This is a genomic window from Mycobacterium sp. E3298 (genome assembly GCF_001666895.1).
Classification (GTDB): domain Bacteria; phylum Actinomycetota; class Actinomycetes; order Mycobacteriales; family Mycobacteriaceae; genus Mycobacterium.
In genome coordinates this window covers 1-11,550 of sequence record NZ_LZJB01000194.1, presented here as the reverse complement: position 1 = coordinate 11,550, position 11,550 = coordinate 1, and the positions used below count along the sequence as shown (strand labels likewise).

The 11,550-nt window shown below is 68.2% G+C and carries 14 protein-coding genes and 1 pseudogene; 6 read left to right on the top strand and 9 right to left on the bottom strand.

What is annotated here, in order from left to right; all coding sequences use genetic code 11:
- From ipdE1 to fadA6, 4 genes and pseudogenes are all read left to right on the top strand, one after another.
- A pseudogene (gene ipdE1, locus A9X05_RS09140) lies at window positions 1-361 on the top strand (acyl-CoA dehydrogenase IpdE1); the annotation flags it as partial.
- Window positions 358-1,146, top strand: coding sequence for a (5R,7aS)-5-hydroxy-7a-methyl-1-oxo-2,3,5,6,7,7a-hexahydro-1H-indene-carboxyl-CoA reductase (gene ipdF, locus A9X05_RS09135; protein ID WP_067780779.1), 789 nt, complete (start codon window positions 358-360; stop codon window positions 1,144-1,146). The pseudogene ipdE1 and the gene ipdF, both read left to right, overlap by 4 nt.
- A gap of 44 nt (window positions 1,147-1,190) precedes the next feature.
- The gene (gene kstR2, locus A9X05_RS09130) at window positions 1,191-1,793 is read left to right on the top strand and encodes a TetR family transcriptional regulator KstR2 (protein ID WP_156675640.1); all 603 of its coding nucleotides are present in this window, start codon (window positions 1,191-1,193) and stop codon (window positions 1,791-1,793) included.
- Between the two features lie 3 nt (window positions 1,794-1,796).
- Window positions 1,797-2,957, top strand: coding sequence for a steroid 3-ketoacyl-CoA thiolase FadA6 (gene fadA6 / locus A9X05_RS09125; protein ID WP_067751992.1), 1,161 nt, complete (start codon window positions 1,797-1,799; stop codon window positions 2,955-2,957).
- 39 nt (window positions 2,958-2,996) lie between these two features.
- Here fadA6 and A9X05_RS09120 read toward each other — a convergent pair whose 3' ends face one another.
- The 7 genes from A9X05_RS09120 to echA20 form a co-directional block, all read right to left on the bottom strand.
- Complete coding sequence (locus tag A9X05_RS09120) at window positions 2,997-3,737, bottom strand: hypothetical protein (protein WP_067780773.1); 741 nt, start codon at window positions 3,735-3,737, stop codon at window positions 2,997-2,999.
- Window positions 3,734-4,381: a SatD family protein gene (locus A9X05_RS09115; RefSeq protein ID WP_067780769.1), complete on the bottom strand. Its 648-nt coding sequence runs from the start codon at window positions 4,379-4,381 to the stop codon at window positions 3,734-3,736. The genes A9X05_RS09120 and A9X05_RS09115 overlap by 4 nt, the downstream gene beginning before the upstream one ends.
- Before the next feature lie 73 nt (window positions 4,382-4,454).
- Window positions 4,455-4,877, bottom strand: a complete 423-nt coding sequence (locus A9X05_RS09110) for a nitroreductase family deazaflavin-dependent oxidoreductase (protein WP_082950384.1) — start codon at window positions 4,875-4,877, stop codon at window positions 4,455-4,457.
- A 41-nt stretch (window positions 4,878-4,918) separates the two neighbouring features.
- Window positions 4,919-5,998: a (3aS,4S,5R,7aS)-5-hydroxy-7a-methyl-1-oxo-octahydro-1H-indene-4-carboxyl-CoA dehydrogenase gene (ipdC, locus tag A9X05_RS09105; protein WP_067780766.1), complete on the bottom strand. Its 1,080-nt coding sequence runs from the start codon at window positions 5,996-5,998 to the stop codon at window positions 4,919-4,921.
- Window positions 5,995-6,738 (bottom strand): cholesterol ring-cleaving hydrolase subunit IpdB, encoded by a 744-nt coding sequence (gene ipdB / locus A9X05_RS09100; RefSeq protein WP_067780763.1) that lies wholly within the window; start codon window positions 6,736-6,738, stop codon window positions 5,995-5,997. The genes ipdC and ipdB overlap by 4 nt, the downstream gene beginning before the upstream one ends.
- Complete coding sequence (gene ipdA, locus A9X05_RS09095; RefSeq protein ID WP_067780761.1) at window positions 6,735-7,619, bottom strand: cholesterol ring-cleaving hydrolase subunit IpdA; 885 nt, start codon at window positions 7,617-7,619, stop codon at window positions 6,735-6,737. The genes ipdB and ipdA overlap by 4 nt, the downstream gene beginning before the upstream one ends.
- 44 nt (window positions 7,620-7,663) lie before the next feature.
- Entirely contained in the window at window positions 7,664-8,422 is a 759-nt protein-coding gene (echA20, locus tag A9X05_RS09090; RefSeq protein WP_067749415.1) for a (7aS)-7a-methyl-1,5-dioxo-2,3,5,6,7,7a-hexahydro-1H-indene-carboxyl-CoA hydrolase, read from the bottom strand.
- A gap of 59 nt (window positions 8,423-8,481) precedes the next feature.
- Between echA20 and A9X05_RS09085 the strand changes: the two genes are divergently transcribed.
- Together A9X05_RS09085 and A9X05_RS09080 are read left to right on the top strand one after the other, a co-directional pair.
- Entirely contained in the window at window positions 8,482-9,267 is a 786-nt protein-coding gene (locus A9X05_RS09085; RefSeq protein ID WP_197498981.1) for an SDR family oxidoreductase, read from the top strand.
- 14 nt (window positions 9,268-9,281) lie between these two features.
- Window positions 9,282-10,187: an SDR family oxidoreductase gene (locus A9X05_RS09080; protein WP_067780756.1), complete on the top strand. Its 906-nt coding sequence runs from the start codon at window positions 9,282-9,284 to the stop codon at window positions 10,185-10,187.
- A 5-nt stretch (window positions 10,188-10,192) separates the two neighbouring features.
- Here A9X05_RS09080 and A9X05_RS09075 read toward each other — a convergent pair whose 3' ends face one another.
- Together A9X05_RS09075 and A9X05_RS09070 are read right to left on the bottom strand one after the other, a co-directional pair.
- Entirely contained in the window at window positions 10,193-10,756 is a 564-nt protein-coding gene (locus A9X05_RS09075) for a pyridoxamine 5'-phosphate oxidase family protein (RefSeq protein WP_082970922.1), read from the bottom strand.
- A gap of 51 nt (window positions 10,757-10,807) precedes the next feature.
- Window positions 10,808-11,550, bottom strand: a 743-nt coding sequence (locus tag A9X05_RS09070) for a cytochrome P450 (protein ID WP_156736577.1), incomplete at its 5' end; no start/stop codon positions are given.

Here is an 11,550-nt window from a genome sequence, read left to right as displayed (position 1 = left end):
GCGTCGCAACGGCGCCGCCGACGACCCCTTCATCCGCGAGCGGCTGACCCGCGCGTGGACCGGGTTGCGCGCGATGCGCAGCTACGCGTTGGCCACCATGGACGTCGAAGGAGGCGGCCAGGCCGCCGGGAAAGATAACGTGTCGAAGTTGTTGTGGGCCAATTGGCATCGCGCGCTGGGGGAGCTGGCGATGGACGTGATCGGCAAGCCGGGGCTGACCCTGTCCGACGGTGAATTCGACGAATGGCAGCGACTGTTCCTGTTCACCCGCGCCGACACCATCTACGGCGGATCCAACGAGATCCAGCGCAACATCATCGCCGAGCGCGTGCTCGGCCTGCCCCGGGAGGTAAAGGGATGAGCCTGTCCGAAGCTCCGAAAGAGGTTGCCGGGCATGGGCTTTTGCAGGGCAAGGTCGTCGTCGTCACCGCGGCGGCGGGCACCGGCATCGGCTCGGCGACCGCGAAGCGGGCGCTGGCCGAGGGTGCCGACGTCGTGGTGTCCGACCACCACGAGCGCCGGCTGGGGGAGACCGTCGAGGAGCTGTCCGCGCTGGGCCTGGGCCGGGTCGAGAGCGTGCTGTGCGACGTGACGTCCACCGCGCAGGTGGACGCGCTGATCGCGTCGACAACGGCCCGGATGGGCCGGCTCGACGTGCTGGTCAACAACGCCGGGCTGGGCGGTCAGACCCCGGTGGTGGACATGACCGACGACGAGTGGGACCGCGTCCTGGACGTCACCCTGTCGTCGGTGTTCCGGGCCACCCGGGCGGCGCTGCGCTACTTCCGCGAGGCCGCGCACGGGGGCGTGATCGTCAACAACGCAAGCGTCTTGGGCTGGCGGGCACAGCACTCGCAGTCGCACTACGCGGCCGCCAAGGCGGGGGTGATGGCCTTGACCCGTTGCAGCGCAATCGAAGCGGTCGAATACGGGGTGCGGATCAACGCCGTGTCGCCGAGCATCGCCCGGCACAAGTTCCTCGACAAGACCACCTCGGCCGACCTGCTGGACCGGCTGTCCGCGGGCGAAGCGTTCGGGCGGGCCGCCGAGCCGTGGGAGGTGGCCGCCACCATCGCGTTCCTGGCCAGCGACTACTCCAGCTACCTCACCGGCGAGGTCATCTCGGTGTCCAGTCAGCATCCGTGATCGGATCGCTGGCCAAGCAAGCGCTTGGTTGATATCCTGGCCGGGTGGATCGAGTGGCCGGTCAGGCGAACAGCCGCCGCGACGAGTTGTTGGACCTCGCCGCGACGATGTTCGCCGAGCGCGGCCTGCGTGCCACCACCGTGCGCGACATCGCCGACAGCGCCGGGATCCTGTCCGGCAGCCTCTATCACCACTTCTCCTCCAAAGAGGAGATGGTCGACGAGCTGCTGCGCAGCTTCCTGGACTGGTTGTTCGCCCGCTACCGCGAGATCGTGGACAGCGAGGCCAACCCGCTCGAGCGGCTCAAGGGGCTGTTCATGGCGTCGTTCGAGGCCATCGAGCATCGGCACGCGCAGGTCGTCATCTATCAGGACGAAGCCCAACGGTTGTTGTCGCAACCCCGGTTCTCCTACATCGAGGACATGAACCGGCAGCAACGCAAGATGTGGGTCGAGGTGATCAACCAGGGCATCGACGAGGGCTACTTCCAGCCCGACCTCAACGTCGACCTCGTCTACCGTTTCATTCGTGACACCACCTGGGTGTCGGTGCGCTGGTATCAGCCCGGCGGACCGCTGACCGCGAACCAGGTTGGCGAGCAATATCTCGCCATCGTTCTTGGCGGAATTACCAAGGAAGGGAACTGAACTATGGCTGAGGCGTACGTCATTGACGCTGTGCGCACCGCGGTTGGCAAGCGGGGCGGCTCGCTGTCCGGCATACATCCCGTCGACCTCGGCGCGCTCGGATGGCGCGGACTGCTCGACCGGGTCGACGTCGACCCCGCCGCCGTCGAGGACGTGATCGCCGGCTGCGTCGACGCCATCGGCGCGCAGGCGGGCAACATCGCCCGGCTCTCGTGGCTGGCCGCGGGCTATCCCGAGGAGGTGCCCGGCGTCACCGTGGACCGGCAGTGCGGCTCCAGCCAGCAGGCGATTTCCTTTGGCGCACAGGCGATCATGGCCGGCACCGCGGACCTCATCGTGGCAGGCGGCGTGCAGAACATGAGCCAGATCCCGATCTCGTCGGCGATGACGGTCGGCGAGCAGTTCGGGTTCACCTCGCCGACCAACGAATCCAAGCAGTGGCTGCACCGCTACGGCGACCAGGAGATCTCGCAGTTCCGCGGATCGGAGCTGATCGCCGAGAAGTGGAACCTGTCGCGCGAGGAGATGGAGCGCTACGCGCTGACCAGCCACGAGCGCGCGTTCGCCGCGATCCGCGCCGGTCACTTCGACAACGAAATCATCACCGTCGAAACGGAATCCGGGCCGTTCCGGGTGGACGAGGGTCCGCGCGAGTCGTCGCTGGAGAAGATGGCCGGCCTCAAGACCCTCGTCGAGGGCGGCCGGTTGACGGCGGCGATGGCCAGCCAGATCTCCGACGGAGCGAGCGCGGTGCTGCTGGCCTCCGAGCAGGCGGTCAAGGACCACAACCTGACGCCGCGGGCCCGCATCCACCACATCAGCGCCCGCGCCGCCGACCCGGTTTTCATGCTGACCGGTCCGATCCCGGCCACCCGCTACGCGCTGGAAAAGACCGGGCTGTCCATCGACGACATCGACACCGTCGAGATCAACGAGGCGTTCGCGCCGGTGGTTCTGGCCTGGCTCAAGGAGATCAAGGCCGACCCCGAGAAGGTCAACCCCAACGGCGGTGCGATCGCGCTCGGTCACCCACTGGGCGCCACCGGCGCCAAGCTGTTCGCCACCATGCTCAACGAACTCGAGCGCGTCGGCGGCCGCTATGGCCTGCAGACGATGTGCGAGGGCGGGGGCACCGCGAACGTCACCATCATCGAGCGGCTGTAAACCATTGCGCCGAGCCGGTATTCGGCGCGGTGTTCGACATTACGGGGTCGCCAGCACCAGGCCGATCCCGCCGAGGGCCAACAGCCAACTGGTGAAGCTGCCGACCAAGAAGTACTCGGTCACCTCGTCGATCCCGACGTCGCCGTTGCGGCCTTGCTGGGCGTTCAACTCCGGGAACCGGATGATGCCCTTGGCGGCGACGACCGCGCTGGCGGCGGCCACCTGCCCGCCGACACCCAGGCTCAAGATCAGTAGCCGTTCCATCGGGCCCAACAGCCGCCCGCCCTTGAGCTTGTCCGATGGTTGCGGTTCGCCGACCGGCCGTACCGCTCCCACGGAACCGAGCACCAGGCGCACGAGCTGGTTCGCGGTCGCGAATTGCACCAGCACCACGCCGACAACCATGAGCAGCCGAGTGGGCGTGACATGGCCGAGCGGCAAGTGCACCCAGCTCACCCACCGCGCGATGCCGCCGTTGACCGTCGACGACCATCCGGACAGCAACGTCAACAGCGCCAGCGTTGCGGCGAACACCGCCAGCGGCGCGCCCTGGTGGCCGCCGCTACGTTCGCTGCGCGCGCAGAGCCCTTCCCATGCGACGACCGACGCGGCGGCCAGGACGAGCAGCGGGATGTCGCCGGCATGCCGCAGGGCGCCCAGGACCAAGAACACCGCCACCGCGGCGGGTCCGACCGCCAGCGAGACCCACATCGGGCGGAACGCCCGCCGACACAGGTCGGCGATGCCGAGCGCCGTGAGCAGGACGGCGACGGCGCTCACGGCAGACCCCGCAGGTAGTGGCTGGCAAGGACGATGAGATCCAAACCGTCACGGCTCGAGCGCTGCGAGACCGCCGACGGGCTGATCCCCTCGGCGGCCGCGAGGTCCCTTTTGGTCCGGCCGGCCATCAATCCCCTCACAATCCGCAACGATCTCTCATCGAGCGATCCAAGCAGATGGTCCCGACAAATCAGGGCGGCGTTGACCGCGGCGACGTCGGTGCGCGTCTCCGCGGCCGCCCGAAACGTCGTGCGCACCAGCGAGAAGCCGGGCTGCCGCTGCGCCTCCGCCGTCTGCTGGATGGCCTCCCTCGCGGCCCACCACCCGGGCCCGTCCTGGATTCCCGCGTCGGCGTCGAGGACGGTCACCGCGCCCCATCCGAGCCCGAAGCGGACGTCGACCTCGGGCGCAAGTAACAGCCGCACGGTCAACGCCGCGTCGATCGCACCGCCCAGGGCGGGGTAGCTGCCCTGGAACTCATCCCCCACGGTGAAGGACGGCGGGTCGATGGCGCCGTTCGCGACCTGGCCCAGCGCGGAGGCGACACGTCGATGCAGGGCCGGCCGGTCGCCGGCACGCCGGGACCCCACCACGTCGCCGATCAGCGTCGCCCGCATTGAAGGTGTAGTCTTCACCCTTGCCATATGAAGATTATAGCTTCATTTCACCGATATTCAGATCATAGCTTAACCCGCGCGCGTACGGTCGAGGCGCCGTTCAGTTCGCCGGCTGGTCTTTGACCCTGAGGTAACCCGCTATGCCGACCCGTTCGAAGGTGCGGCGGCGGGAAGCCGATAGCAGGGGGAGGGCGTCCGCCGCGTCGATGATCTCGGGGTGGACCACCGGATATGTCTCGCCCTGGGACGCGATGGTCGCGCGTCCCGCGGCGCGCACGTTCTGCAGCCAATCCACGTCTGTGCCGTAGGGCAGCGGTATGACGAAGCCGTCGTCGATGCGCTCGGCGACGACCGGTGTGGTGTACGCCTTGCCCGACCGCCGTCCGGTGTGCTCTATCGCCGCCGCATACCAGTTCTTGCGGCCGGCCAGCCGCAGCATGAGCGGGTTGAGCAGGTATCTGTTGGAGGTTCGGACCGCGTTCAAGAGCGGGGTCGGCCAGGTTTCCGGTGCCAGCGTCATCATCCCTCCAGGGTGACGTGGCGTCGCGGCCGCGGCCAGGGTCTTTAGTCGCCCGCTTCGACGAGCGCAGACGCCGCCTTCAGGTGTGCGATCGCGTCGCGCACAACCGAGTCGATCAGCTCGGCGCATGACGGCAGGTCCTCCAGGATGCCGGCCACCTGTCCGGAGGCGAGCACCCCGGCGTCGGTGTTGCCTTCGACCAGGCCGGCCTTCAGCAGCATCGGGGTGTTGGCCGCCATCACCACCTGGGACCAGGTCAGCTCCTTGCCGTGGCGCATCGCCAGGCCGTCGCGGATCATCGACCGCCAGGTCATCTGCGACATGTGTTTGAACTTTGCCGCGTTGCGCACGGCCGCGGTGAGACCCCTTACCGGTGAACCGCTTTCGAGCCTCTCTACCAGGCCGGTGCGCAGCACGCGGTGCGGCATGCCGTCGACGCGCGTGGTGACCACCGTGCCGTCGAGCGCCGCCTCCAGGTAGCGCCGCTTGACCTCGTCGGGCACCGTCGAGTCGGAGGTCAGCAGGAAGCGCGTGCCCATCGCCACGCCGGCCGCCCCGTAGCTCAGCGCGGCCGCGAGCCCGCGCCCGTCGAAGAAGCCCCCCGCGGCGATCACGGGGATCCCGGTGCCCTGCACGGCATCCAGCACCGACGGCAGCAGCAGCGTCGTGGCCACGGGTCCGGTGTGTCCACCACCCTCGCCGCCCTGCACGATCATCGCGTCGGCGCCCCAGGCCGCCACCTTTTTAGCGTGCTTGGCGGCACCGATCGACGGAATCACCACCGCGCCCGCGTCTTTCAGCCGGGCGATCAGCTCCTGCTTGGGCGCCAGGGCGAAGGACGCCACCTTCACGCCCTCGCGGATCATCAGATCGACGCGGTCGCCGGCGTCCGCGGCGTCGGCGCGGATGTTCACCCCGAACGGCTTGTCGGTGGCGGCCTTGACCTTGCCGATGGCCGTCGCTAATTCGTCCAGCGTCATGGTGGCCGAGGCCAGGATGCCCAGCCCGCCCGCGTTGGCCGTGGCGGCCACCAGTCGCGCGCCGGCCACCCAGCCCATCCCGGTTTGCACCACCGGGTGCTCGACACCGACCAGCTCGGTCAGCGGCGTGCGCAGCCTGTTCAACGTATCTCCCTGTCGCGCAGCGACTTCGGATCGATGACCTCGCGGATCAGCCGGAGTTCCTCGTCGGTCGGCTGCCTGGTCTCTTCCGCCTCGTCCACGCCGTGCACCTCGAACGACGTGGACTCGCGGACGTCGTCGGGCGAGACCCCGGGATGCAGGGACACCGCGCGCATGGTGTGGTCCGGACCGCCGAAGTCGAACACCCCCAGGTTGGACACGACGCGGTGGGTGTTGGCGAAGCGGAACGCCGGGTTGTCCGGATCCACCTTGTCCCAGCCGATGCCGCAGATCACGTCGACCGTCTCGCAGAACACCCGCTTCGAATGGTTGCCCACCCAGTAACTGGTCGCGTGGTTGATCGCGTTGCCGGGCGCTCCCCGCAGGCCGAACATCTGGCGGGTCGGGTGTTGCAGCGGGCCGAACGCCGAGATGTTCTGATTGCCAAAGCGGTCAACCTGATTGGCGCCCATCACCACGTGCCGCCGGCCCCAGGCCAGTGTCTCGAACACCCGGCCGAACGGCATCCAGCCCTCGACGGGTCCGGTCTTGCCCAGGGCCGGGGTGTCCGCCAGCAGTTGCGCCTCGCCGTCGGTCAGCAGGATGTCCGGTGAAAAAGTCAATCGCGCCAGCCGCGCCCCGACCGAGGCCATGTTCGTCATCGGGCTGACCATGATTTCGCCCGAGTTCCTGAATAGCTCGGCGCACGCGACCGCGCACACCTCGGCGCGGGTGGTGCTCATTTGGCCGCCTCCTCTGCGAATGCGCGGACCGCCGCCTGGTAATCGTCCTCGCTGCCCGACAGGTAGGTCTGGACGAACTTCTGCCAGCCCTCTTCGGTCGAGGCGGCCTCGGCGTAATGCCGCTGGAATTTCTCGTCGCGACCGTAATCCGGTGCCGCGGTGGTGAAGTGTGCGCCGCCGGGGGCCTCCACGACGGAGTCGACCATCATCCGATTCACCAGCAGGGCCTGGGGGGGAACGGCTTTGACCAGCTCCTCGGTGGAGACGACGCGCTCCACCGACAGGAAGCGCTTGTCGGCGGCCATCAGGAAGAGGTCGTCGAAGTACGGATCGATCCCCGTGTAGGCCGCATTGCCGCGGCTGTCACCGAGATTGAGGTGCACGAAGGCCGCGTCCAGGCGCAGCGCCGGCATGGCGATCAGCGTCTCGTGCCCGCCCTCCGGCGCGGGGTACGGGCTGGTCACGGTCTGCAGCTCGCCCTCCCAAAAGTCGGGGACCGAGCTGCCCAGCCCGGCCCGAATCGGCAGGAACGGCAGGCGTTGCGAGGCGGCTTGCAGGCCGCAGCGCAGCATGCCCTCGTCCATTTCCCGGGCCTCGATCGCGCCGCTGGTGCGGGCCTTGGCGAACCAGGGGTCGTAGAACGGCGGGGAATCCAGGGAGACGAACCCGTAGTAGACGCGCTTGACCTTGCCGGCCGAGCACAGCAACCCCAGGTCTGGTCCGCCGTAGGTGACCACCGTGAGGTCCGTGACGTCGGACCGCAACATGGCGCGCACGAACGCCATCGGCTTGCGCCGCGAGCCCCAGCCGCCGATGCCGACCGTCATGCCGCTGCGCAGCTGCGCGACGGCCTCGTCGAGGGTGGTTCTCTTGTCGGTCACTATGCGCCGCTCCTCATCACTTCGTTCTGCATCGTCGCCGGCGGCTAAGGCTTCTCACGCTTCGTGGTACCGGCGAACGCGTCGCGGTGCTCATCGGCGACGCCGGCCAGGTTGAGCTCGAACGTAAAGCCTTGCTCCATGCGGTAACTCGAATTGACGCGCTGCACGTCGATCAGGTTGAGCGCCTCCTTGGCCGCGCGGATGACCCGGGTGTCCTTGGCGGCGATGTCGCGGGCCACCTTCAATGCGGCCTCATCCAGCTCGTCGCGCGGCACCACCTCGTGCACCGAACCGAAATGGTGCAGGGTGGCGGCGTCGACGGTCGCGGCGGTGAAGAACAGCCGCCGCATCATGTGCTGCGGCACCAGCCGCGACAGGTGGGTGGCCGCCCCGAGCGCACCGCGCTCGACCTCCGGCAGCCCGAAGGTGGCGTCCTCGGAGGCCACGATGACGTCGGAGTTGCCGACCAGGCCGATGCCGCCGCCGACGCAGAAGCCGTTCACGGCCGCGACGACGGGCACCGCGCACTCGTAGACCGCCCGGAAGGCGGCGAAGCAACCGCGGTTTGCGTCGATCAGCGCGGTGAATCCCTCGGTGCGCTGCATCTCCTTGATGTCGACCCCGGCGTTGAAGCCGCGGCCCTCCGCCCGCAGGATGACCACGTGGGTCTCGGGGTCTTGGCCGGCGGCCGTGATGGCGTCGGCCAGTTCGAACCAGCCGCGCGACGGGATGGCGTTGACCGGGGGAAAGTCGACGGTGACCGCGACGATGCCCGGTTCGGTGGTGGTGGATGTGATGGGCAAGGCGCCACTTCCTCGTGGGGTAACTACCTAAGCAAGCACTTGCTTGGTACGCTAGCACAGTGACTCGCGCCGAAGCATCCGACGCCGTGAACTTGGGGCTGGCCGGGCGGGTGGTTCTGGTAACCGGCGGGGTCCGGGGGGTGGGCGCCGGCATCAGCTCGGTGTTCGCCGGGCAGGGCGCGACGGTCATCACCTGCGCACGGCGGGCCGTCGAGGGCCTGCCGTACGAGTTCCATTCCTGCGACGTCCGCGACGACGACGCCGTGAAGGCGCTCATCGACACCATCGTCGACAGGCACGGCCGGCTCGACGTCGTGGTCAACAACGCCGGCGGTTCGCCGTACGTGCTGACCGCGGAGTCCAGCGCGAAGTTCAACCGCAAGATCATCGAACTCAACCTCATTGGCGCACTGTCGGTTTCCCAACACGCGAACGAGAAGATGCAGAACCAGGACCGCGGCGGGTCGATCATCAACATCTGCAGTCTGTCCGGTCGACGGCCATCGCCCGGCACCGGCGCCTACGGGGCGGCCAAGGCCGGCCTGGAAAGCCTCACACAGACCCTGGCGGTGGAATGGGGGCCGAAGGTCCGGGTGAACTCCTGTGTCGTCGGCATGGTCGAGACCGAGCAATCCGAGCTCTTCTACGGCGACGCCGAGTCCATCGCCGCAATCTCCAAGAACGTGCCGCTGGGCCGACTCGCCAAGCCCGACGACATCGGCTGGGCCGCAGCCTTTTTGGCATCGGACGCGGCGTCCTACATCAGCGGCGCGTCGCTCGAGGTGCACGGCGGGGGCGAGCCGCCGCACTACCTGGCCACAACGAACGCCGGCGCGATCAAGTAGAGGAGACACGAACAATGGGAGTGGTTGACGGCCGCGTGGTCATCGTCACCGGAGCGGGCGGCGGTATCGGTCGCGCGCATGCGCTCGCCTTCGCGGCCGAAGGTGCGCGCGTGGTGGTCAACGACATCGGCGTGGGCCTGGACGGCTCGCCGGCCGGGGGCGGCAGCGCCGCCCAGGGCGTGGTCGACGAAATCACCGCGGCCGGTGGGGAAGCCGTCGCCAACGGATCCAACGTCGCCGACTGGAACGAAGCGGCCGCCCTGATCCAGACCGCCGTCGACACCTTCGGCGGGCTGGACGTGTTGGTCAACAACGCCGGCATCGTCCGCGACAGGATGATGGCCAACACCAGCGAGGAGGAGTTCGACGCCGTTATCGCCGTACATCTCAAGGGCCACTTCGCCACCATGCGGCACGCGGCGTCGTACTGGCGCGGGTTGTCCAAAGAGGGCAAGGCCGTCGACGCGCGGATCGTCAACACCAGTTCGGGCGCCGGCCTGCAGGGCAGCGTCGGGCAAGGCAACTACAGCGCGGCCAAGGCCGGCATCGCGGCGATGACGCTGGTCGGCGCCGCCGAGATGGGCCGCTACGGCGTGACGGTCAACGCCATCGCGCCGTCGGCCCGCACCCGCATGACCGAGACGGTCTTCGCCGAGATGATGGCAACGCAGGACCAGGATTTCGACGCCATGGCGCCCGAGAACGTCTCGCCGCTGGTGGTGTGGCTGGGCAGCGCGGAATCCCGCGACGTGACCGGGAAGGTGTTCGAGGTCGAGGGCGGCAAGATCCGGGTCGCGGAGGGCTGGGCACACGGGCCGCAGATCGACAAGGGCGCAAGGTGGGATCCCGCGGAACTGGGGCCCGTCGTCGCCGACCTGCTCGCCAAGGCCCGCCCGCCGGTTCCCGTGTACGGGGCCTGATTCAGCTATCGGGCAACCGGATCCGGAGCGTTCCAGGGGAGCGACGATGATCCCCAATGCGTCAGCTCGTTCGCTTCCTCGTTCGCATACAGGTGACGCGGCGGTGTGGCGAAGGTCGCGTAGGGACGACAACGAATCACCAGTCTGTCTTCGCGCTCGGCCATTTCCCGGACGAACGGCCGGGCTTCCGCGCCCGCCTGCTGTCCGGACATGCGCCAGCCGACGGCCATCATGACGTCGACGGTGAGGTCGGGGTCTTTATCGACGACGGCGTCGGCGTATACCTGCAAGAAGGAGAACGGCCAGCGCTCGTCGAGCACACAAATGCTCACTTTCGGGTCCCGCGCCACCGCGTTCGCCTTCGCGCGTCCGGCCATGGTGGACACGAGCAGCTCGTCGTCATCGGTCGGGACGTAATACACGATCGACATGGCCGGGCCGTCATGGCGGCGGCGGTAACCGAAGACACACGTCCGGTGCGTGCGGACGAATTCTCGGCGCTCCGAGGGGAGCATGTCCCGGTCGGGCGGAGCAGTGAACGGCTCGGCGGCCGGGGGCAAGAGTCTCATTGAGTCCCTTTCAGTTTGGCGCGGGCGGCGTCGAGCTGACACCACGCGAATTTATGCCGGAACCAGCTTGAGCGGCAGGGCCTCGTGACGGCGGATGATGTTGTTCATCGCCCACTTCGGTGTTCCGGTGACCTCGATGCGGTCGACGCGCTCAATCAGGGCGCGCAGCATGGCCGACGTTTCCAGGCGCGCCAGACCTTGGCCGGCGCAGGCATGCGCTCCGTGACCGAAGCCGATTTGACGGCTGGCGTCGCGGCGGATGTCGAAGGCTTCGGGTTCCTCCCATTCGCGTTCGTCTCGGTTGGCAGAGGCGTACATCACAAGGGCGCGAGCACCGGACGGCATTGGCGTGCCGGCTATTTCAGTTTGGCTGGCCACCCAGCGCGCGAATGCGCGCAGCGGGGGCTCGTACCGGACCACTTCATTGACGGCGTTCGTCATGAGGCCCGGGTCCTCTTTCAGCAGCCGCCACTGCTCGGGGTGGCTGGCGAACAGGTGCAACGCGTTGGAGATGGCGCTCATGGTGGTGTCGATCGACGGCGCGAGATAGTCGACCATCAGCGGCGGACACTCGCGGTGCGACAGCTTGCCTTCGTCGGCGGCAAGCAGAAGCTCGTGTGCCATGCTGCCGTCGAGAACGGCCCGCTGGCGAACCACGCGGCGCGCGAACCGCAGCATTTGCAACGCGCGAGGCGTCGACTTGATCGCTTGCCAGTTCAGCGGGCCGAGGACATCGAAAGTGGCCCCGCCCCAGTCGATGAGGTGATGCCGACCATCCCGCGGCCAACCGATGA